The 20585-nt window shown below is 70.1% G+C and carries 20 protein-coding genes; 5 read left to right on the top strand and 15 right to left on the bottom strand.

Annotated features, from left to right (window positions below):
- The first annotated feature begins 8 nt into the window (after nt 1–8).
- A complete protein-coding gene (locus ACTHK2_RS10200; RefSeq protein WP_440245602.1) occupies nt 9–380 on the top strand; it encodes a cupin domain-containing protein in 372 nt (123 codons plus the stop codon).
- Nucleotides 381–476: 96 nt separating this feature from the next.
- On the opposite strand, the gene ACTHK2_RS10195 is transcribed toward ACTHK2_RS10200, so the two are convergent.
- The 7 genes from ACTHK2_RS10195 to ACTHK2_RS10165 form a co-directional block, all read right to left on the bottom strand.
- The gene (locus ACTHK2_RS10195) at nt 477–1202 is read right to left on the bottom strand and encodes a sulfite exporter TauE/SafE family protein (RefSeq protein WP_440245601.1); all 726 of its coding nucleotides are present in this window, start codon (nt 1200–1202) and stop codon (nt 477–479) included.
- Between the two features lie 71 nt (nt 1203–1273).
- Complete coding sequence (locus tag ACTHK2_RS10190; protein WP_440245600.1) at nt 1274–1954, bottom strand: SCO family protein; 681 nt, start codon at nt 1952–1954, stop codon at nt 1274–1276.
- Nucleotides 1951–2772 (bottom strand): formylglycine-generating enzyme family protein, encoded by an 822-nt coding sequence (locus ACTHK2_RS10185; protein ID WP_440245599.1) that lies wholly within the window; start codon nt 2770–2772, stop codon nt 1951–1953. The genes ACTHK2_RS10190 and ACTHK2_RS10185 overlap by 4 nt, the downstream gene beginning before the upstream one ends.
- Nucleotides 2773–2785: 13 nt before the next feature.
- Entirely contained in the window at nt 2786–4297 is a 1512-nt protein-coding gene (gene nirK / locus ACTHK2_RS10180) for a copper-containing nitrite reductase (RefSeq protein ID WP_440245598.1), read from the bottom strand.
- A gap of 149 nt (nt 4298–4446) precedes the next feature.
- On the bottom strand, nt 4447–5685 hold the full coding sequence (locus ACTHK2_RS10175) for an MgtC/SapB family protein (protein WP_440245597.1): 1239 nt from the start codon (nt 5683–5685) through the stop codon (nt 4447–4449).
- A 10-nt stretch (nt 5686–5695) separates the two neighbouring features.
- Nucleotides 5696–6097 carry a SirB2 family protein gene (locus tag ACTHK2_RS10170; RefSeq protein ID WP_440245596.1) on the bottom strand — a complete coding sequence of 134 codons (402 nt, stop codon included), beginning with the start codon at nt 6095–6097 and terminating at the stop codon, nt 5696–5698.
- Nucleotides 6098–6228: 131 nt separating this feature from the next.
- Nucleotides 6229–7572, bottom strand: coding sequence for an NnrS family protein (locus ACTHK2_RS10165; protein WP_440245595.1), 1344 nt, complete (start codon nt 7570–7572; stop codon nt 6229–6231).
- 291 nt (nt 7573–7863) lie between these two features.
- Here ACTHK2_RS10165 and fabA point away from each other — a divergent pair, with 291 nt between their 5' ends.
- The 4 genes from fabA (at nt 7864) to ACTHK2_RS10145 (ending at nt 10683) form a co-directional block, all read left to right on the top strand.
- Nucleotides 7864–8379, top strand: a complete 516-nt coding sequence (gene fabA / locus ACTHK2_RS10160) for a 3-hydroxyacyl-[acyl-carrier-protein] dehydratase FabA (RefSeq protein WP_440245594.1) — start codon at nt 7864–7866, stop codon at nt 8377–8379.
- Nucleotides 8379–9587, top strand: coding sequence for a beta-ketoacyl synthase N-terminal-like domain-containing protein (locus tag ACTHK2_RS10155; RefSeq protein ID WP_440245593.1), 1209 nt, complete (start codon nt 8379–8381; stop codon nt 9585–9587). The genes fabA and ACTHK2_RS10155 overlap by 1 nt, the downstream gene beginning before the upstream one ends.
- 22 nt (nt 9588–9609) lie before the next feature.
- Complete coding sequence (locus ACTHK2_RS10150) at nt 9610–10155, top strand: cytochrome b (RefSeq protein ID WP_440245592.1); 546 nt, start codon at nt 9610–9612, stop codon at nt 10153–10155.
- A gap of 240 nt (nt 10156–10395) precedes the next feature.
- Complete coding sequence (locus ACTHK2_RS10145) at nt 10396–10683, top strand: hypothetical protein (RefSeq protein WP_440245591.1); 288 nt, start codon at nt 10396–10398, stop codon at nt 10681–10683.
- A 196-nt stretch (nt 10684–10879) separates the two neighbouring features.
- Here the strand turns inward: ACTHK2_RS10145 and ACTHK2_RS10140 are convergent, their stop codons facing one another.
- The 8 genes from ACTHK2_RS10140 to ACTHK2_RS10105 form a co-directional block, all read right to left on the bottom strand.
- On the bottom strand, nt 10880–11098 hold the full coding sequence (locus ACTHK2_RS10140) for a hypothetical protein (RefSeq protein ID WP_440245590.1): 219 nt from the start codon (nt 11096–11098) through the stop codon (nt 10880–10882).
- A 52-nt stretch (nt 11099–11150) separates the two neighbouring features.
- Nucleotides 11151–12236: a PLP-dependent cysteine synthase family protein gene (locus ACTHK2_RS10135; protein ID WP_440245589.1), complete on the bottom strand. Its 1086-nt coding sequence runs from the start codon at nt 12234–12236 to the stop codon at nt 11151–11153.
- Nucleotides 12233–14170 carry a pyridoxal phosphate-dependent decarboxylase family protein gene (locus ACTHK2_RS10130; protein WP_440245588.1) on the bottom strand — a complete coding sequence of 646 codons (1938 nt, stop codon included), beginning with the start codon at nt 14168–14170 and terminating at the stop codon, nt 12233–12235. Before ACTHK2_RS10130 ends, ACTHK2_RS10135 begins: the two co-directional genes overlap by 4 nt.
- A gap of 342 nt (nt 14171–14512) precedes the next feature.
- Complete coding sequence (locus tag ACTHK2_RS10125; RefSeq protein WP_440245587.1) at nt 14513–16786, bottom strand: nitric-oxide reductase large subunit; 2274 nt, start codon at nt 16784–16786, stop codon at nt 14513–14515.
- Between the two features lie 284 nt (nt 16787–17070).
- The gene (locus tag ACTHK2_RS10120; protein ID WP_440245586.1) at nt 17071–17829 is read right to left on the bottom strand and encodes a helix-turn-helix domain-containing protein; all 759 of its coding nucleotides are present in this window, start codon (nt 17827–17829) and stop codon (nt 17071–17073) included.
- Between the two features lie 29 nt (nt 17830–17858).
- Nucleotides 17859–19253 (bottom strand): oxygen-independent coproporphyrinogen III oxidase, encoded by a 1395-nt coding sequence (hemN, locus tag ACTHK2_RS10115; RefSeq protein WP_440245585.1) that lies wholly within the window; start codon nt 19251–19253, stop codon nt 17859–17861.
- An 87-nt stretch (nt 19254–19340) separates the two neighbouring features.
- Nucleotides 19341–20036: an SDR family oxidoreductase gene (locus ACTHK2_RS10110; protein WP_440245584.1), complete on the bottom strand. Its 696-nt coding sequence runs from the start codon at nt 20034–20036 to the stop codon at nt 19341–19343.
- A gap of 46 nt (nt 20037–20082) precedes the next feature.
- Nucleotides 20083–20585, bottom strand: a 503-nt coding sequence (locus ACTHK2_RS10105) for an HlyD family efflux transporter periplasmic adaptor subunit (RefSeq protein ID WP_440245583.1), incomplete at its 5' end; no start/stop codon positions are given.

The raw sequence follows: 20585 nt of genomic DNA, 5'->3' as shown, positions 1-20585 counted from the left end.
GAGGTTCAATGACGAAGGCCGTTTCACCGGTGGCGGTCGCCGCCGGGCTCACCGAGTTGTGGTCGCCGCGCGTGGTCGCGTCGCTCGACGACTCGTACGTCAAGGTCGCCAAGGTGCAGGGCACGTTCGGCTGGCACGCGCACGACGACGAGGACGAGCTGTTCTACGTCCTCTCGGGCCACCTGCGCATCGAGATGGCCGATGGTGCGGTCGAGCTCGATGCGGGCGAGGCCTATGTCGTGCCGAAGGGCGTGCGCCACAATCCGGTCGCCGAGCAGGAATGCCTCATCATGCTGATCGAGCGCAAGACGACCCTGCACACGGGCTCGGAGGTCACCGAACGCACGCGCAGCGTGGCGGACCAGCTGCGTCCGGTCTGACGCGGCGTGTTGCTTCCGAGCCCCGGCGCGCTCGGGCGCGGAGAGGACGCGCTTTCGCTCCGTCCTCCCGATCCCACGGCGTGAACGCGTGGCTCCTCAGCGCGCGGTGCAGTCGAACGGCAGCATCACATGCATCCAGTGCAGGTGTTCGCCGAACCACGGGCCCGCGAGCGTGAGCAATGCGCTGATGAGCAGGGCCGCCGCGGCCGCGCGCCGGCCGCCGCGGTGTGCGCCCAGCCGCGCGAAACGCTGCGCGCCGAACGCGGCCGCGAGCAGCGCCGGTGCGGTGCCGAGGCCGAACAGCAGCATCGTCGCCGCGCCGCGGGCCGCGTCGAGCTGCAGTGCCGCGATGAGCAGCACGGTGTAGACGAAGCCACACGGCATCCAGCCCCAGATCATGCCGAACGCGAACGCGCGCGGCAGGCTCGCGACCGGCAGCAGGCGGCGGCCGAGCGGCGCGAGCCGCGGCCACACGCGGCGACCGATGCCCAAACCGGGATCGCGCAGGCGGCCGGATGCGACGAGTGCGCCGAGCAGCAAGGCCGCAGCGCTCAGCACGCGCAGCGCGCTTCGCACGGACTCGATGTCGAGCAGTGCGATGAAGCCGCCGAACACGCCGCCGAGCAGCAGGCCGGCGAGCATGTACGAAGCAATGCGACCGAGCTGGTAGGCGACGAGCAGTTCCGGGCGCGTGCGGCCATCGGCGCGCTTCGCCGTCGCGATGCCGAGCGCAGCCGAGATGCCGCCGCACATGACGAGGCAATGACCGCTCGCGGCGAGGCCGAGCAGCAGGGCGCCGGCGTAGGTGAGGAGGGGGCTCATGCGGTGCGGCGTCTGCTCGAGGATGCGCCTTCGGCGGGACGATGGCCTGCCGACACTTCGCAGCCGTCGTGTCAGTTGGCGCCGAGCACGCGCCTGGCCGCGGCGACGAAGTCGGGGTCGGCCTCGCCGAGGCGATCGGTGCGTGCGACGACACGGCCTTCGGCATCGAGCAGGACGAGCGCGCTCGAGTGGCTGAATTCGCGGCTCTCGAGCTGCTTGTACTGGATGCCGAGCAGTGCGGCGAGCGTGCGCACGTGCGCCTTGTCGGTGCGCGCGAGGCGCCAGCGCGCGGTATCGAGGTGGCGCTTGTCGGCGACGCGCTTGAGCGCGTCGGGCGTGTCGTTGTCGGGATCGAGGCTGACCAGCAGCACGTCGATGCGCGCGCGCTCGGCCGGCGCGAGTCCGCGCTCGGTCTTCAGCAGCGTGTCGATGATCAGCGGGCAGACGTACTTGCACGAGGTGTAGAACATGCTGACGATGCGCGCGCGACCGCGCCCGTCCGCATAGGTGAAACCGCGGGCGTCCTGGTCGACGAGCGGCACCGCGAGGTGGTACGTCGAATCGCGCGGGAGTTCACCCGCTTGTGCGCGCGCGACGGCGAAGCCGAGCCCGAGCAGTACGACACACAGCGCGACGATTCGCAGGATCGATCGCAGCCGCGGCACGGGCCCGGGATTGGAATGCATGTCGGTGGTGCCGCAGCCGAGGCAGGGCAGGGCCTCGTGCTCGCCGGGTTCTTGCATCGGTTTCATGGTTTCACCGCAGTGTCGATGGAACGTGCGCAGCGGACGCCGAGGTTGGCGGTCGTGTCCGCCGCCTGCAGCGACGACAGCAGGGCGATGCGCATGAGGAGGGCGTAGTTGTCGCGGTCGCGCAGGCTGAGCGCGGCCGAGCCGCAGAACTTGAGCCGGTCGGGATCGTTCTGGTCGCGGCTGTCGGACGTGACCATCATCGACGCCTGGTCTTCCACCCATTCCCAGGCGAGGCCGTGCAGGTCGCGCACGCCGTACAGATTCGGTACGCCCCCGCCGATCGCCGCAATCGGCGCGTTCGACGGCTTCGCATACCAGTCGAGCAATTGCTTGCGCCACGCGGCATCGCCGCGCGCGTCGGCGACGGTCGTGCTCGCCGCGGCGGCACGTTCCCATTCGATCCAGCTCGGCAGGCGCGCCTGTTCCGACTCGCAGTAGGCCTGCGCCGCGAACCAGCTCACCTGGGTGACCGGCTGCGTCGGCAGCGCCTGGTCGCCGAGCGCATCGGCGGCCTGCCAATGCATGAGGTAGCGCGCGTCGGCGAACACGCTCGGCACGCGGTCGCGCCGCCATTGCGGATGTGCCGTGACGAACGCGAGGAACTCGGCGTTCGTCACGGGTTCGACGCGCAACGCGTACGCGGCGAGTTGCACCGGCTTCGCGTCGGCCTCGGTTTCGATCACGCTCACGAAGTCGGTCGCGGGAATCGGCGCGTAGGCCGGTGCTGCGGTGGCCGCGATGCACGGCGCCATCGCGAGCGCCGCGGTCGCGGCGCCGGCGAGGACGATCGTGCAGGGGCGGATGGCTCGCGCGTTCATGCCCGGTGCTCGCTCAGTGCTCCGCCGGCGCGGCCGCGGGGGCCGCCGCACGAACCTTCGCCGCGTCTTCCTTGTGCACCTGGCCACCCGGGTTGCCCCAGCTGTTGAGCACGTAGGTCGCGATGTTGGCGACCTCGTCGTCGGTGAGCTGCGTCATCGGCGGCATCACCGAGTTGTACTCGGTACCGTTCACCGTGACCTTGCCGCTGAGGCCGTGCAGCATGATGTCGACGATGCGCTTGGGCTCGGCGGCGAGCAGGCTCGACTTCGCCAGCGGCGGGAATACGTTCGCGAGGCCCTCGCCATTGGCCTGGTGGCAGACCGAGCAGGTGCCGGTGAAGAGCACCTGGCCCGCCTTGATCTGGTCTTCCTTGGTGAGTGCGCCGCTCGCGGCCGCCTTCGCCGCCGCGGCGACGGGCTTCAGGTTAGGCTCCGAACGATCGCCGAGGTAGACCGAATCGACTTCCTTGCCCGAGTAGATCGCCTTGTTCTCCGGCCCGTCGACCTTGAGGATCGCGAGCGCGCCCTTGTTGAACGCGCGGAAGATCGAGTGATCGACCATCACGTAGCTGCCGGGAACCTCGGTGTGGAATTCGACGATCGCGGCGCCGCCGGCTGGGATCAGCGTGGTCTGCACGTTCTCCTGCGGATGCGTGCCGCCTTCCTGCTGCACGCGATCGAAGATCTCGCCGATCACGTGGAAGCTCGAGACGAGATTGGGGCCGCCGTTGCCGATGAACAGGCGCACCGTCTCGTTGGTCTTGGCGGCCAGCGACTTGTCGCCGGTGAGCGCACCCTCGTGGCCGTTGAACAGCACGTAGGTCGGCGATTCGTCGATCGCCTTCTCCATGTCGAACGGCTGGTGGCCCTTCTCGCGGTACTTGCCGGTCGTGTAGAAGTCGCCCTGCATCACGTAGTACTCGTGGTCGACCTTCGGCAGGCCTTCGGGCGGCTCGACCAGGATCAGCCCGTACATGCCGTTGGCGACGTGCATGCCGACCGGTGCGGTCGCGCAGTGGTAGACGTAGATGCCCTGGTTCAGCGCCTTGAACGTGAACTGCGATTCGTGCCCCGGCGCGGTGAAGCTCGATGCGGCGCCGCCGCCCGGGCCGGTCACGCCGTGCAGGTCGATGTTGTGCGGCATCTTGCTGTCGGGCGAATTCTTCAGGTGGAACTCGACCGTGTCGCCCTGGCGTACGCGGATGAAGCTGCCGGGCACGGTGCCGCCGAACGTCCAGAACGTGTAGGTGACGCCTTCGGAGATCGGCATCTCCTTTTCGATCACTTCGAGTTCGACGATCACCTTCGCCGGCTGCGTACGGTTGGTCGGCGGCGGCACTTCGGGCGGGCTCGTCAGCACCGCATGCACGGGTTCGCCCTGCGGCGGGCCGAAATCGCCCTTGGCGGAGCCGCCGGTAGAGGCGACGGGAGGGGCGGCGACGGCTTCAGTCGTGCCGGTCGAGCGACTGGTGCAACCGGCCAGCGCAGCGGCGCTGACGACGACGGCGAGCAGCAAGCGTTTCATCGAGAATTCCCTCGTGCAGTGATCGGTTTCTCCAGTGTGTCCAGCTTCTCCCACGCGAATACGGGACGCCTTGATCCGGGTCAAGGGCAGCTGTGTACAAGCGTACACGTCCTGCGTCCGAACGTCGCAGCCGCCGTCGTGCCCGGCAGCTAGCGCAGCGCGTAGCCGATCAGCAGGGCCGCGTCGATCGCCACCAGGCTACCGGCCAACGGGTGCGCGAATGCACGGCCGCCGGCGGCCAGCGCGGCGATGCCCTTGACGAGCGAGTTGGCGAAGAATGCGAGCACGAGGCCGAGCGCGGCCTGCGCCACCGGCAGTGTCGCCGTCGCCGCGAGCTCGCCGAGCGACACCGTCGCCGCGTGCACGTCGGCGAGACCGGTCGCCGTCGCGGCGATCAGTGCGCCGCGCTCACCGATCCACGCGTGCAGCGCGGCGGCGAGCAGCAAGGCAGCGGCGACGATCGCCGCGAACAGCAATGCATGGCGCAGGTCGAACGGCCGCGATCCCGTCGCTGCGGGAGTGTCCGCGACGACCGCCCGCGCACGCACGACGAACACCGCGGCGAGCGCGGCGGCCACCGCCCCGGCGGCGACCAGCGCCGGAGCGAGCGCGAGCAGCAGCGGCGGCGACGTCGCCGCGAGGATGATGCCGATCTGCACCACGGTCGGGATGTTGGACAGCAGCGCGGCCGCGATCGCCGCGTCGCGCACCTCGGGCATCGCCCCGGCGCGCTGGCCCATGCCGCCGATCGTCGCCGTGCTCGAGACGAAGCCGCCCAGGAAACCGGCGAGCAGCAGGCCGCGCCGCGCGCCGAGCACGCGCAGCGCGACGTAACCGGCTGCATTGATCGCCATGACGAGCACGACCAGCAGCCACAGCGTGCGCGGATTGAGCACCCCGAACGCGTCGACCGCGCGATCGGGCAGCAGCGGCAGCACGATCAGCGCGGAGGCGGCGAGCAGCAGCAGGTCGTCGAGTTCGGCGTCACCGAGCGACTGGCGCGTGAAGCGGTGGAGCCATGGCTTGCTCGCGAGCACGATGGCGACGAGCACGTACAGGCCCGCGGCGAGCTGTGCACGCGTCGCGGCGAGCGCGCCGAGCAGGTAGACGAGGAGGAGGGCGATTTCGCTGGTCAGGCCGGGATCGCGCGCGCGCGACCGCCGATAGGCGAGGCCGGCGAACCCCGCGACCGCGAGGCCGCCGAGCACGAGCGCCGCGTCGCCGAGCAGGGTGCAGACGGTTCCGGTCAGTGCCGCGAGCACGCAGGTGCGCGCGCCGATCGCGTCGCGTTCGGGCCCCGTCCCCTTGCTGCGCTCGCGCTCGACGCCGACCAGGAGGCCGCCGCCCAGCGCGGCAAGGAGGCCGTACAGCAGCGCGGATTCCGGCATCGCCTCGGGCTCAGTGGACGAGTCGGCCGAGTATGCCCCAAGGGTCGTGCGCGCGTGCGATCGTCACGATGAACGCGAACACGAACAACGCGGCGAAGTAGCTCACCACCTGCACGCGGCGCGTGCGTCCGCGCTTGAGCGCGAGCGTGCCGAGCACGATGTAGACGACGAGCAGCAGCACCTTGGCGGTGAGCCATGCATGCACGAACGGATACTGGTGCAGGAGCGTCACGAGCATCAGCGCCGCGGTCAGCAGCGTCGTGTCGATCGCATAGGAAAGCCAGCGCAGTACGGCGTGTTGCGCCAGCGGCGAGCGCGCGAGCATCAGCATGCCGCGCAGCATGAACAGGCTGCCGGAGAGGATCACGGCGGCGACGTGGACGAATTTGATCTGGGGGTAGAACTCGATCACGTTCGTAGGGCTCGGGATGGTCGGCGGGACTCGCCGCTGCGCGGCTCGACCCGCGCTACGGGCTGAGGGTTTGCCGCGACGTTAGCATGGCCGCGCAAGCGGGAATCCATCGTGCTTTTGAACGGCCGCCATCAGCCCGGCTTGCCGTCGATGCGCGGGGTCAGGAAGATCCAGGCGGAGCGCAGCACCCACGGCAGGAACGCGAGCAGCCAGCCGAACGCGGCGACCACGAGCCAGCGTGGCAGGTCGGCCGAGAATTCCGCGTACAGGCGCACGAGCACGACGATCTGCAACAGGCAGAACGTGAGCCACGGGATGCGTCCCAGCTCGAGCGGCCGGCCCGAGTGGCCTTGCGTCACGCGCGTGACCATCGCGACGAGCATCGAGCCGAAAAAGCCGACGGTGAGCGCATGCGCCGGTGCGCGCGCGAACAGGAAACCATGATCGGTGAACGCGAGCAGGCTCTGCGCGGCGTACAGCACGAACGCGATCCACAGCCACGCGCCGGCGAGGTGCAGCACCGCGAGCAGGCCCGGACGCAGGCACTTCCACGGCTGCCAGCCGAGCCAGTGCACGAGGAAGAACGCCGCGAGCGGCGCGTCGGCGAGCCAGAGCAGATCCTGGTGGTGGCCGAGGTCGAGCACGAGATGCACGAGCAGCAGCGCCCACAGCAGCGGCAGGCTCCACGCCGGCCTGAACGCGCGGTAGCGCGGGCCGACGACGTTGCCGCTGAAGAACGGGATCATGCGGTGGCAGACCGTGAAATACACCGGCAGCAGCAGGCCGAACGTGCCGAGGCGGATCGCGACGTAGGCGAACTGCCACGGTGCACCGAGCGCGAACGCGCCGAACGCAGCGAGTCCGCACGCGCCGAGCACGAGCGCGACGTAGCACGAGAGGGCGTGGCGGTCCTTCGCGCCGTTGCGCACGAGCACGCCGCCGAGCGCGACGAGCGCGGCGAGCCAGCCGCCGAGCATGAGCGCGATGCCGGCGACGAGCAGCCACTTCGAACCGAGCAGGCCGGCGTGAGCGCCGAGATAGCCGCCGAACACGCCGCCGAAGACCGGCACGTAGTGTCTTCGCGTCAGCGCAGGCTGCGCCATCCATCGCGGGAACACCGTGAGCAGGAAGCCGAAGATGAACGGTGCGAGCATGCCGTACTGCGCGAACACCGCGTGCGCCCAGCCGGGCGGCACCGGTGCCGCGGGAAATGCGTGCCCGAAACGCGCCGCGGCGAGCCAGCACGTCCACCAGAGCATGGACACGATCACCGCGCTCGCGCCGGCGAAGAACATCAGGCGATGCGGCGCGCTCGCGAACACGGCGGGGAGGCTGGCGAGCGCTTCACCCGGCGAGCGGGAGCCCGCTGCCGCGTCGGCATCGTTCGCGGCCGGCGCCGCTTCCACGCGCAGGGGGATGCTGCCGCGCGATCCGCCGGCAGCCGTCGCGCGTTCGTTGGTTCGGGAAATGTCCATGGCGCGATCCTCGTGCATCCCCGTCGTGCACGCCTTGACCCAGGTCAGCGCGGCGCGAGCGCGCGCGCGTTGAGATGCAGGCATGAGCGTGCCCGGCGCGGCGAACATGCCCGAACTCGACCTGCGCGGCCGCGGTGCGCGCCTGGTGCGGGCGGCGCGCGAAGCGCGTCGCACGCACGCGCCGGGTTGGGCGCCGCAGGACGAACGCCCGAGGCGGGCTTGATCTGCATCAAGGTGCACACGCGCGCGAGGCGGGAGACTCGGGGGCGATTCCCCTTCCGGCCCGCGTCCATGTCCCGACCTTCCACGTTCGACCATGAGCAACTGCTCTCCTGCGCGCGAGGCGAGTTGTTCGGCGCCGCGAATGCGCGCCTGCCGGCGCCGCCGATGCTCATGTTCGACCGCGTGACGCGCGTCGACGAAGACGGGGGCACGCACGGCAAGGGCTGCCTCGAAGCCGTACTCGACATCCACCCGGACCTGTGGTTCTTCGGCTGCCACTTCGAGGGTGATCCGGTCATGCCCGGCTGCCTCGGCCTCGACGCGATGTGGCAGCTCGCCGGCTTCTTCCTGCCGTGGCTCGGCGAGCCCGGGCGCGGCCGTGCGCTCGGTGTCGGCGAAGTCCGCTTCACCGGCCAGGTGCTGCGCCAGGCGCGGCTCGTACGCTACGTCATCGACATCACGCGGCTCGTGCGCGGGCGCCTGCGCATGGTCGTCGCCGACGGCCGCACCTACGTCGACGACCGTCTCATCTACGTCGCCAAGGACCTGCGCGTGGGCCTGTTCCAGTCGACGGAGGCGTTCTGATGCGCCGCGTGGTGGTGACGGGAATGGGCATCGTGTCGAGCCTCGGCGACGCGGTCGCCGATGTCGCTCGTGCGCTGCGCGAAGGCGTGAGCGGCCTGCGTGCGATGCCCGCATACGCCGAGATCGGCCTGCGCAGCCAGGTCGCCGGCGCACCGGCGATCGATCTGGACGCCGCGATCGAACGCAAGACGCGCCGTTTCATGGGCGACGCCGCGGCCTACGCCTGGGTCGCGATGCGCGACGCGATCGCCGACGCCGGGCTCGCGCTCGAGCGTATCCGCCATCCGCGCATCGGCGTCGTCGCCGGATCCGGTGGCGGCTCCGCGCAATGGCAGATCGAGACGGGCGACCTCGTGCGCACGAAAGGCGTGCGCCGCGTCGGCCCGTACATGGTGCCGCGCACGATGTGCTCGACGGTATCGGCGACACTCGCGACCGCATTCGGCATCCTCGGCGTGAGCTACTCGATTTCGGCGGCCTGTGCGACCTCCGCGCACTGCATCGGCGCCGCGGCCGACCTGATCCGGCACGGCGCGCAGGACATCGTGTTCGCGGGCGGCGGCGAGGAGCTGCATTGGGGCATGACCGCGCAGTTCGACGCGATGGGTGCGCTGTCGTGCGCATGGAACGATGCGCCGCATGCGGCTTCCAGGCCTTACGATGCCGGTCGCGACGGTTTCGTCATCGCCGCCGGGGGCGGCATGCTCGTGCTCGAGGACTACGAGCACGCGAAGGCGCGCGGCGCGCGCATCCATGGCGAGCTGGTCGGCTACGGTGTCACCTCCGACGGCACCGACATGGTCGCGCCGTCGGGCGAGGGCGCCGCGCGCTGCATGCGCATGGCACTCGCTCGCGCGAATGCGCCGATCGATTACGTCAACACGCACGGCACCGCGACGCCGCTCGGCGACATCGTCGAACTGGATGCGCTGCGCGCCGTGTTCGGCGCCGACGTGCCGCCGTTGTCCTCGACCAAGGCGTTGAGTGGCCATTCGCTCGGCGCCGCGAGCGTGCACGAGGCGATCTACAGCCTCATCATGTTGCGGGAAGGCTTCATGGCCGGCTCGGCGAACATCGACGAGCTGGACCCGCGAGCGCAGGGTTTCCCGGTCGTGCGTGAGAGCCGCGAGGCGCCGTTGTGTTCGGTCATGTCGAACAGCTTCGGTTTCGGCGGCACCAACGCGAGCCTGGTGTTCATGCGCGCCTAGCGCGATTTGCGAGGAGGATCCGATGGCCACGAACGCCCGCACCGATCGCTACAGCCCGCTGTCGATCGCGATGCACTGGCTGATGCTCGTGCTGTTGATCGCGGTATATGCGTGCATCGAGTTGCGCGGCCTCTATCCGAAGGGCAGCGACGCGCGCGATGCGATGAAGGCCTGGCACTTCATGCTGGGCCTCGCCGTGTTCGCACTGGTGTTCGTGCGCATGGCGATCCGCTTCGCGACGCGGTCGCCGTCGCCGCCGGCGATCGCCTGGCAACGCCATCTCGCGACCGTGATGCACGGGCTGCTGTACGCGTTCCTCGTGCTGATGCCGCTGCTCGGCTGGCTCGCGCTCAGCGCGGACGGCAAGCCGATCCCGTTCTTCGGCCTGCACCTGCCCCCGCTGGTCGCGCCGGACAAGGCGTTCGCGCACTCGGTCGAGGAGGTCCACGAGACGATCGGCACGATCGGCTACTGGCTCGTCGGCGTGCACGCGGTCGCCGCGCTCTATCACCACTACCTGCTGCGCGACAATACGTTGTTGCGGATGCTGCCGGCGCGCTCGCGCTGACGGCGGGTGGTGCGGCGGATCGGATGCGCGGATTTGATGCGCGGATTTGATCCGCGAATCGGATCCGTTGATCGGATCCGTTGATCGGTCGGGCCGACGCGTCTTCGCGTCGCATGCCTCCTTCGCCGTGCCAGCAGCCGTTGCGTGCGCCGATCGGTGCGATCGCGTGCAGATGACTCCGGTCAAGGCGCATGGGGCGATGCCGCCGCATCCTGCGGCGCCGAGGGCGAGGTGATTGCGATGAGCGAGTACATCCAGGCGTGGCAATGCATCGGCTGCGGCAAGATCGAAGCACCGCAGACCTGCATCGGCGTCTGCCGCGACCGCAAGGTGTATTTCATCGGCCGTGACGAACACGAGGCCGCCCTCGCCGAGATCGCGCGCCTGCGTGCACAGCGCGACACCGCGGCCGCCGCTCTGCTGCGCTTCGAGCGCGCGACCCCGCGCGAAGGCGAGTGGCGGCGTTCGTACGAGGCGCTGCAGGCGCAGGTGCGGGAGGTGCGGGCGCTGCTTGGGGGAGAAGGCTGAGGGTCCGGGGTGAGGGGCGGGAGCGGAGGCCGAGGGGCATCGCTACTCCTGGCGCTCCCACGGAATCGACGCCCACTCGCGCCCTTCGTCGAGGACGCGCGCGTCACGCGCCGCCTGCGGCGCGACGTGCGCGAGCTGCGCGAACTCGGGGCATTGCGCAAGCGCATCGCGCAGCTCGCCGGCCAGCGCGGCTCCTTCACCGCGGCGAGCAGGCAGCCGAGCTCGCGCAGCGACGCGAGCGCCCGCCGCCGAGCGCGTTTTCGATGCGGCGGCGATGGCCGAACAGGTTGCCGGGCAGCGCAGGGTCGGATCCGGGCGGCCGCTCCATCAGCAGCGCCGGGCCGCTTTCGCGCAAGGCGCGCCGGCACGGCACGGTCGATTCGAGGTGCGGGTCGACCGTGAGGGCGACGCGCACGAGGTCGCGCTCGCATTCGAGCGCGGCGAGAACGTGCGCAGGTCGTGGAACGTCATGCCTCGCGCCAGCCGCCGTCCTCGATGCACGCGAGCAAGGCGGTGCGCCACGGCGCGGCGTCGAGCGCGCGCGCGGCGAGCCAGCCCGGGTCGAACAGCGTTTCGGCGTAGCGTTCGCCGCGGTCACAGCGGAGGCTCACGATGCTGCCGCGCTCGCCGCGCGCGCGCATCGCCGCGGCGAGTTGCAGGCAGGCCACGAAATTCGTGCCCGACGAGCCGCCGTAACGGCGGCCCAGCAGCGCCTCGAGCAGGTGCATCGCGGCGATCGAGGCGGCATCGGGTACTTCGACGACGCGGTCGACGACGTCGAACAGGAAGCCCGGCTCGACGCGCGGCCGGCCGATGCCTTCGATGACGGTCGAGCGGCTCGCGCACGCACCCGAGTCGCGCCCATCCCAGCCGTGTGCGAACGCACCGCCGAGCGGTTCGGCCACGCACAGGCGCGTCGGCAGGCGACGATAGCGCAGGTAGCGGCCGATCGTCGCCGAGGTGCCGCCGGTGCCCGCGCCGCAGACGATCCATGCCGGGCGTGGTTGCGGCTCGCGCGCGAGCTGGCCTAGGATCGACTCGGCGAGGTTGTTGTTGCCGCGCCAGTCGGTCGCGCGTTCGGCCAGACCGAACTGGTCGAGATCACAGGCGCCGTCCGCCGCATGCGCGCGGGCGCGTATGCGCACGGCAGCCGGATCATCGACGAGATCGCAGGTGCCGCCCAGCGCTTCGACCGCGCGGATCTTCGCCGGCGCCGTGCACGTGGGCATGACCGCGGTGAAACGCAGGCCGAGCAGGCGCGCGAACCAGGCTTCCGCGATCGCGGTGCTGCCCGAGGACGCGTCGACGACCGCCTGGCTCTCGCGCAGGCGTCCGTTGCAGAGTGCGTACAGGTAGAGCGAACGGGCGAGGCGATGCTTGAGGCTGCCGGTCGGATGCGCCGCCTCGTCCTTGAAATAGACGTCGATGCCGGGGAAGCCCGGCAGGTCGATCTTCAGCAGGTGCGTGTCGGCCGAGCGCGCGGCCTCGCGTTCGAGCGCATCGATCGCGCCGTGCACCCAGACGCGGCCGGCGTCGGACATCGCGGTGCTCATGCCGCGCGTTCCTTCGCGAGCAGCGCCGCGGTGCAGCGCGCGAGGAAATCGAAATAGCGGTCGATGTAGCTGATGCCGTTCTCGTCGTCGACGAGGTACGGGTTCATCAGCGTGTGGCGCAGGATCACGAGCGGTTCGTCCGCGGCGCCATCGAGGCCGAGCGAGCGGAAGATGCGTGACGCCTCCTCTGCGCCGAGCAGGTCGGGGCGCAAGGTCGTCGTCGAGCCGAAGAACTCGACCGCCTGCAGCGGCCGTTGCGGATCGCTGCGCAGCGCCGCCGCCAGCCGGCGCATGAATGCGTTCGCGGCGGCGAGCGAGGTGTTGCCGCAGGGATTGAGCGCGAGGCAGACGAGGTTGCTGTCCGGTTCGAACGGGATGCGCGCGTGCAGGCACCCCGCGGCATCGTTGGCGAAGCGCAGCGCGCGGGCGTGGAACGCCTCCGCGGCGCGCACGGTCGCGCGCGACAGGCGCCCGAAGTGGCGATGGTCGAGCGGCAGCACCTTGTGTGCGACGTAGACGCCGGCGGCGGCCGCGCCGGACTTGGAACCTTCGACGACGAACTGGCCGAGCCTGCGCGCGCGCGTCGCGTAATCCGTCGCCGCATCGCCGTGGAACACGTAGTCGGCGCGTTCGGCGAGGAGTTCCATCGCGCGGTGGTCGCGGCAGACGAACGCGCCGCTGCCGAACGGCAGGTAGCCGAGCTTGTGCGGATCGACCGTGACCGAATCGGTGCCGCCGAGCGCGCCGAACGCGGCGTGCAGGGCGGGCGAGGGGAAATGGCTGAAGTCGCCGGCGACGTCCGCCTGTGGACGCAGCGAGCCATCCTCATTGCGGAACAGTGTCGCGAGATAGCCGCCCCAGGCCGCATCGACGTGCACCGCGAAGTCGAGCCCGCGAGCGCGGCTGCGCTCGCGCGCGGCGAGAATGCCGTCGACCGGGTCGATCGTGCCGTACTCGGTGCTGCCGAGCACGGCGACCGCCATGAGCACGGGCTCGTGCGCACGCGCGCACTGCTCGAGGCGTTCCTCCAGCGCATCGACGTCGAGCCGCATGCCGCGCGTCGGCAGCAGGTCGAGCTGGGCGCGGCCGAGACCGAGCAGCTTCACGCCCTTGCTCCAGGAATAGTGCGCCGTGATTGGCGCGAGCACGCGCGGCACGCGCAGTTCGCGATGCGCGGTGAGGAAACCGGCGATTCCCAGCGACTCGATGCGCAGCGCCTCGACCCGCGCATGCCACTGCGCGCGTTCGGCCGGCGGACGCGTTCCGAGCCAGGCCAGCCACGCCTCGCGCAACGCGATGATGTCGGACGACGACAGGTTGAACGCGTGCCAGTCGTCCTCGGGCAACGCGATGTCCGGCACGGCGGCCGCGCGGAGGGCGACCGGGAACGCCTTCATCGCGAGCGCAAGGCGCAGCGCCTGCACGTTCGCCGTGGTGCCGCCCGAGGTGAGATGGCCGAACGCGCAGTCGGGCCGCGTCGTGTCGTGCACGTAGCCGAGCATGCGCGCGAGCTGCAGGCCGACCTGTACCTCCATGTCGATCGTGACCGGCGCCGAATCCTCGCTCACGTTGTTCGGGTTGTAGGGCAGGGCGAGCATGTGCGCGGCGAGCCCCGGCAGCAGCAGGTCCGACGCCATGTGGCCGATGTAGCGCGGACTGTGGAACGGCACGGAGCGCTTCAGCGCCGCGGACAGCTGGTGCAGTTCGCGGCGCATGCGCGCCTCGAATGCAAGGAACTCCGGATCCTGCGCGGCCCCGGTGCCGATGGCCGGCGGATCCTCCGGATGGAAGTTGCGCCGCCAGTAGACGTGGTCGCGCAGGAACTCGACCAGCAGCTTTTCGAGCAGCGCATCGTTCTCGCCGTACGGACCGAGGAAACAGGCATCGAGCACGCGATCGTGCGCGTACGCCGCGGGAATGTGCACGGAGATCATGGCGGTCGCTTCAGGAGGGTCGCCGCGAGCATGCGCGGCGCCCGCGCGCGGCGCGTTGACCGGCGTCAAGTGCGCCAGGGGGCCGTTTCCGCGAAGGGCGGGCAGGCCATGCGGCGCGGTCCCTGCCCGCACCCGTGGCGGCGGCTTGGTTTGCACAATGGCGTGCCGCATCGACATGTCGGGCCACACATGTCGATGAAATGCTCGTCCGACATTTGGATGCCTCGTGTCGACGCTTCGGCATGTCTGCGCCGCGTGTCGAGAGACGGAAAAAATCGGGCCGCCGCAGAAAAAGGGCGCGGCCTCGGCCGCGCCCAAAGGGCGAGTCCCGTGCACGCGCAGTCAGCCGCGGTCCTGCACAGCCCTGCCGATGCGCGCCGACGCCTTGCGCGGCGCGATCCACAGCCGCAGCACGAACCAGCCGAACAGCAGCGCGCCGACCGCGAAGATCGTGTCGCCGGGCATGCGCATCCAGATCAGCAGGTGCACGATCGCCTGGTCCATGAAGTGCTCGGAGCGTGCGAACCAGTAGCCGTGCTCGAGCGCGGCCGACAGCTGCAGCACGCCGAGCGGCAGCAGGGTGAGCAGCGCCATCAGGGTGAGGCCGATGTTGAGCGACCAGAACGCGCCGCGCAGGCGGCCTTCGCTCCACGCCACGTCGGGGCGCAGGCCGCGCAGGCAGAACAGCATGAGGCCGAGGCCGAGCATGCCGTAGACGCCGAACAGCGCGGTGTGGCCGTGCAGCGGCGTGAGGTTGAGGCCCTGCATGTAGTAGAGCGCGAGCGGCGTGTTGATGAGGAAGCCGAACAGGCCCGCGCCGACGAGGTTCCAGAACGACACCGCGAGGAAGAACATGATCGGCCAGCGGTAGCGCGCCATCCACGGCGTCGCGCGGCCGTGCGACCAGGTCTCGTACGCTTCCATGCCGATCAGCGCGAGAGGCACGACCTCGAGCGCGGAGAACGATGCGCCGAGCGCGATCACCGCGGTCGTGGTGCCGGCGAAGTAGAGGTGATGGAACGTGCCGAGCACGCCGCCGGCCATGAAGACGATCGTCGCGAACAGCACGTTGACGGTCGCGGTGCGTGCGCGCACGAGGCCGAGCTTGACGAACAGGAACGACATCACCGCGACCGCGAACACCTCGAAGAAGCCTTCGACCCAGAGGTGCACGACCCACCAGCGCCAGTATTCGACCACCGCGATGTGCGTGTGCTCCCCCCACATGAGGCCGGCGGCGTAGAACGCGGCGATCGCGACCGTCGAGAGGAACAGGAGCCCTACGATCGAGGCGAGGTCGTCCTTGCGGCGCAGCGCGGGCCAGAGCGCGCGGCCCATGAGCACGAGCCAGAGCACGAGCCCGACGAACAGGAACAACTGCCAGAAGCGACCGAGGTCGACGTATTCCCAACCCTGATGACCGAACCAGAAGTTGTTCGCGAGGCCGAGCTTCTGCATCACCGCGAACCACTGGCCGGCGAACGCGCCGACGACGATGACGAGCAGGCAGCCCCAGAGGAAGTTGACGCCGAGGCGCTGGAATCTGGGTTCATGGCCGGATACGGCCGGCGCGATGTAGAGGCCGGTGCCGAGCCACGCCGTCGCGATCCACAGCACCGCGAGTTCGGTATGCCACGAGCGCGACAGCGAATACGGCAGCGCCTCGGAGATCGCCATGCCGTAGAAGTCCTTCTCGACCTGGTAGTGCGCGGTGACCGCGCCGAGGAGGATCTGCGTGAGGAAGAGCGCGATGACGACCCAGAAGTACTTCGCGGTCGCGCGCATCGACGGCGTGATCTGGAGGCCCGCGAGCGGATCGGTCGCGGGCGGCGCGAGATGCGGTTCGTTGCGATGCCAGACCGCGTAGTGCCAGGCGAGCAGGCCGATGCCGGCGATCATGAAGAGCACGCTGAACACGGTCCAGAGGAACGCGCTCGGGGTCGGCGTGTTGCCGACGACCGGGTCGTACGGCCAATTGCTCGTGTAGCTCATCGCCGCGCCAGGGCGCGTGGTCACCGCGGCCCAGCTGCTCCAGAAGAAGAACGCGGTGAGTTCGCGGCGGTGTTCGATCGTGTCGACCGTGCCGTCGCGCATCGCATACGTTTCGCGCAGCTTGGCCGTGGCCGGATCGTTGCCGAACAGGCTTTCGTAGTGCGCGGCGACGTTGGAGATGGCGATCGCGCGATCGTCCGAGACGGTAATCGTGCCGTTCGTCGCGTCATAGGTGTTGCTGCGCAGGTCCTTTCGCAGGCGCGCCTTCAACGCTTCCTGGCGGCCTTCGTCGAGCGAGGCCCAGGCGGTGCCGTCGTCGCGGCGCGCCCACATGCCGAGCAGCTCGTCCGCTTCCCGGTGCAGCCAGTCGGCACTCCAGTCGGGCGCGATCAGCGCGCCGTGGCCCCAGATCGAGCCGAGCTGCTGGCCGCCGATGCTCTGCCAGACCTGCCGCCCGGCTTCGATATCGGCGCGCGTGTACAGCACCTGCCCGCTCGGCGTGGCGACGCGTTCGGGCATGGGCGGCGCCTGGTGGTAGATCTCGCGGCCCATCCACAGCAGCACGGCGAACGTGACGCCGAGCAGGCTGCCGAGGGCGATCCATAGACGGGTCGTCGTGGACATCGCAACACTCCTCATAGGTGGCGCCGCGATCGTGCCGCTGACGCATGAGGGTTGCCCTGACGTGGATCAATCCGGCGGCGCCGGGGGACGTGGCGGTCATTGGGACACGGCGGCGGATCCGGCGCGGCCGAAGCCGCTCCCACGAAAACACCGCACGCGCGACGGGTCATCCGTTCGCCCTGAGCGCAGGCCGCAGGCGGGAGTCGAAGGTCCGTTGCCTCGCCGACATGCGCTTCGACTCCGCCGCTTCGCAGGCTGCGCTCAGCGCGAACGGCACTTTGCGGTCAGCGCTGCAGGATCGGGCGTGCGAGCGCGTAGAGTTCGGCCGGCTTCGCGATCGCGACCTCGCGGCCGTCGACGCGGATGAGGCCGTGGTCCTGGAAGCGGCGCAGCACGCGGCTGACCGTCTCCGCGGCGAGGCGCAGGTAATTGGCCATGTCGCCACGCGACATCGCCAGGTGCAGCGCGTTGACCGGGAAACCGCGGTCGGCGTAACGCTGGCCGAGCATGACGAGGAATGCGGCGAGCCGCTCGTCCGCGGAGTAATCGCCGGCGAGCAGCGCGTTGTCGCCGATGTCCTTGCTGAGCCGGCGGAAGAGTTCCTGCTGGATCTCGGGGATGCGCGTGGCCAGCGTCGCCAGCGCCGGAAACGAGAAGCGGCACACTTCGACCGTGTCGAGCGCGACCGCGTCGCAGGGGTAGGCTTCCGGATGGATCGCATTGAGGCCGATCAGCTCGCCCGGCAGGTGGAAGCCGAGCACGAGTTCGCGTCCCTCGAGATCGACCAGGCGCGTCTTCACCGTGCCGGAGCGCACCGCGTAGATCGCGGTGAACGCATCGCCGGTACGGAAGATCGCCTCGCCCGCGCGGTACGGCCCGACGTGCTCGACGAGGCAGTGCAGGTCGTGCAGTGCGATCTTGTCGACGCCGCGCCCGACGCAGACCGCGCCGAACGCACAGGTGGAGCAAAAGCGGTACTCGTCGCCGTCGTTCGCGATCGGATTGCGCACGGCGAGGCGGCCGCCGCTGCGGTCGTGGTCCATCGATGGACGCGTCCTCCACGCCAGTGCGTTCACACCGCGCGAGAGTAGCGGATTTGCGGATGGCCGGCGTAGGCGTCGAAGCACCGGGCGATGTTGCGCAGCAGGTAGCGGCCGCGCGCGGTGACCGAGATCCGCGCGGGCGTGCACTCGACCAGGCCGTCGCCGACGAGCGGCGCGAGCTGGGCGAGCGAGCCGGCGAAATAGCGCGGAAAGTCGACCAGGTGACGCGCCTCGAACGCGGCGACGTCGAGGTCGCCCGTGCACATGAGCTGCTGGATCAGCTCGGCGCGCACGCGGTCGTCGTCGCCGAGGCGCAGCCCGCGCGCGACCGGCAGGCGACCGTTGTCGAGCATCGCGTAGTAGCCGACCAGATCCTTCGCGTTCTGGCTGAAGGTGTCGCCGACATGGCTGATCGCGCTCATGCCGAAGCCGATGAGGTCGCACGCGGCATGGGTCGAGTAGCCCTGGAAATTGCGCTGCAGCGTGCCCGCGGCGAGCGCCTGCGCGAGGTCGTCGCCGGGCAGCGCGAAATGATCGACGCCGATGTGCACGTAGCCCGCCGCGGTCAGCGCTTCGACCGTCTGTTGAAGCAGGGTGAGGCGCGTGTTCGCGTCCGGCAGGTCGTACTTGTCGATCTGCCGCTGCGCCTTGAAGCGTTCGGGCAGGTGCGCGTAGCCGTATGCGGCGATCCGCTCGGGGCGCAACGCGACGACTTGCTCGAGCGTGCGCGCGAACGAGTCGGGGGTCTGCCGCGGCAGGCCGTAGATGAGATCGATGTTGATCGAGCGCACGCCGCCGTGGCGCGCGCCGGCCATCACCGCGGCCGTCTCCTCGACGCTCTGGATGCGGTTGATCGCGCGCTGCACGTCGGGGTCGAAGTCCTGCACGCCGAGCGAGACGCGGTTGATGCCGGCGGCGGCGACCTGACGGGCGTAGTCCTCGCCGCAGAAACGCGGATCGATTTCGATGCCGAACTCTCGCCCGGCGTCGCGGCTGAAGGAGAAGTGGCGGCCGAGCGATTCGATCAGCTCTAGCAGTTGCTCGACGTCGAGGAAGTTCGGCGTGCCGCCGCCGAAGTGCAGCTGCGCGAGCGGGCGGTCGCGATCGAAGCGCGGTGCGACGAGTTCGATCTCGCGATACAGGCGCGGCAGGTACGTCGCCGCCTTGGCCTTGTCGCGCGTGACGATGCGCGCGCAGCCGCAGTAGAAGCACGGCGACAGGCAGAACGGGATGTGCACGTAGGCGGACAGGTCGCGCGGGATTGGATCGCCGTTGGACGCCTTGATCGCGCGCAGCAGGTCGGCTTCGCCGAAACTCTCGCGGAAGTGCGGTGCGGTCGGGTACGAGGTGTAGCGCGGCGCGCCGACGTCGTAGCGGGCGACGAGGTCGCGATCGAAGGTATCGGCAACGGGATGCGGGTTCATGGATGCGATGATCCGCATTCCGCGCCGCACCGCCTTGACGTCGATCAAGCCGCGCGGCCCCAGCCGAAGGCGGCGCGCGGCCCCGGGTCAGCCCAGGTAGACCGACGGTGTCGCGCCGAATCCGGCCTTGACGTGGCGCGCGGTGTCATCGGCGAGCACTTCGGGCGCGCCGGCCTCTATCCCCGCGAGCACCGCGCGCGCGATGTCCTCGGGCTTCGCCTTCGGCGCATCGACGCTCTTCACCATGTCCGTGTCGATGTAGCCTGCATGCACGGCGACGACGAGCGTGCCCTGGGCGCGCAGCTCGTGGCGCAGACCGTTGGTGAGCGCCCACGCCGCGGCCTTGGAGACCGAATACGCGCCCGACTGCGGCAGGCTGATCCAGCTGAGTGCCGACAGCATGTTGGCGAGCGCGCCGCCGCCGTTGCGCCCGAGCACCGGTGCGAACGCGCGGCTAACCCGGTGCATGCCATGCAGGTTGGTTTCGAGCACGCGGCGCAGCCCCGCTTCGCCGTCGTCGGCGAGCAGCGGCGTGCTGCCGATGACCCCCGCGTTGTTGACGACGAGGTCTACGTCGGCGCATTCGCGCGCGGCGGCGGCGACCTGCGCCGCGTCGTCGACGTCGAGTCGGACCGGCACGACGCCGGCGAGCGTGACGGTCGTCGGGTCGCGCGCGGCCGCGTAGACCTTGCGCGCGCCGGCGTCGAGGAGCGCCTTCGCGTAGGCCTGGCCGAGGCCACGGTTGGCGCCGGTGACGAATGCGGTACTGCCCTGGATCTTCATGCGGGTGTCCTTCGTGGGGAATGCGGCGCACCTGCGCCGAGGGAGTTCAGCGCGCGGCCTGCTGGTTCGCGGGCGGATCGAGCCTTACGGTGACAGTGCTCGACAGCCCCGCGCGCAGGCGCGCGAGAGCGGGCTGGTCGGGATCGAAGCGGATGCGCACGGGTACGCGCTGCACGATCTTGGTGAAGTTGCCGGTGCCGGGTTCGAACGGCAGCAGCGAGAACTGCGAGCCGGAACCCGGCGCGAAGCTGTCGACGCGCGCCGCGAGCGTCTCGCCCGGCAACGCATCGACCGCGACGCGCGCGCGCTGGCCAACCATCATTCGCGCGGTCTGCGTCTCCTTGAAGTTGGCGACGACGTAGAGCGCATCGAGCGGCACGACGGTCATGAGGCGCGAACCGGGTTGCACGTAATCGCCGGCTTCGACCTGGCGGTCGCCGACGACGCCGTCGATCGGCGCGCGCACGAGGGCATTGCGCTGGTCCTGCAGCGCGAGATCGAGCGCCGCCTGCGCGGTCGCGCGCGCGGCCTCGGCCTGGGCGAGGTTCG

It is taken from the genome of Dokdonella sp., assembly GCF_051958935.1.
GTDB lineage: Bacteria > Pseudomonadota > Gammaproteobacteria > Xanthomonadales > Rhodanobacteraceae > Dokdonella_A.
The sequence above is the reverse complement of the archived record's forward strand: the minus strand, read 5'-3'. Positions and strand labels throughout refer to the sequence as shown.

Coding starts and splice junctions, on each gene's coding strand:
- ACTHK2_RS10145 (WP_440245591.1), top strand. CDS start 10,396: ATGAGCGAGTACATCCAGGCGTGGCAATGCATCGGCTGCGGCAAGATC.
- ACTHK2_RS10190 (WP_440245600.1), bottom strand. CDS start 1,954: ATGAAACCGATGCAAGAACCCGGCGAGCACGAGGCCCTGCCCTGCCTC.
- ACTHK2_RS10150 (WP_440245592.1), top strand. CDS start 9,610: ATGGCCACGAACGCCCGCACCGATCGCTACAGCCCGCTGTCGATCGCG.
- ACTHK2_RS10195 (WP_440245601.1), bottom strand. CDS start 1,202: ATGAGCCCCCTCCTCACCTACGCCGGCGCCCTGCTGCTCGGCCTCGCC.
- ACTHK2_RS10110 (WP_440245584.1), bottom strand. CDS start 20,036: ATGAAGATCCAGGGCAGTACCGCATTCGTCACCGGCGCCAACCGTGGC.
- ACTHK2_RS10175 (WP_440245597.1), bottom strand. CDS start 5,685: ATGCCGGAATCCGCGCTGCTGTACGGCCTCCTTGCCGCGCTGGGCGGC.
- ACTHK2_RS10120 (WP_440245586.1), bottom strand. CDS start 17,829: ATGGACCACGACCGCAGCGGCGGCCGCCTCGCCGTGCGCAATCCGATC.
- ACTHK2_RS10125 (WP_440245587.1), bottom strand. CDS start 16,786: ATGTCCACGACGACCCGTCTATGGATCGCCCTCGGCAGCCTGCTCGGC.
- fabA (WP_440245594.1), top strand. CDS start 7,864: ATGTCCCGACCTTCCACGTTCGACCATGAGCAACTGCTCTCCTGCGCG.
- hemN (WP_440245585.1), bottom strand. CDS start 19,253: ATGAACCCGCATCCCGTTGCCGATACCTTCGATCGCGACCTCGTCGCC.
- ACTHK2_RS10155 (WP_440245593.1), top strand. CDS start 8,379: ATGCGCCGCGTGGTGGTGACGGGAATGGGCATCGTGTCGAGCCTCGGC.
- ACTHK2_RS10200 (WP_440245602.1), top strand. CDS start 9: ATGACGAAGGCCGTTTCACCGGTGGCGGTCGCCGCCGGGCTCACCGAG.
- nirK (WP_440245598.1), bottom strand. CDS start 4,297: ATGAAACGCTTGCTGCTCGCCGTCGTCGTCAGCGCCGCTGCGCTGGCC.
- ACTHK2_RS10135 (WP_440245589.1), bottom strand. CDS start 12,236: ATGAGCACCGCGATGTCCGACGCCGGCCGCGTCTGGGTGCACGGCGCG.
- ACTHK2_RS10185 (WP_440245599.1), bottom strand. CDS start 2,772: ATGAACGCGCGAGCCATCCGCCCCTGCACGATCGTCCTCGCCGGCGCC.
- ACTHK2_RS10130 (WP_440245588.1), bottom strand. CDS start 14,170: ATGATCTCCGTGCACATTCCCGCGGCGTACGCGCACGATCGCGTGCTC.
- ACTHK2_RS10165 (WP_440245595.1), bottom strand. CDS start 7,572: ATGGACATTTCCCGAACCAACGAACGCGCGACGGCTGCCGGCGGATCG.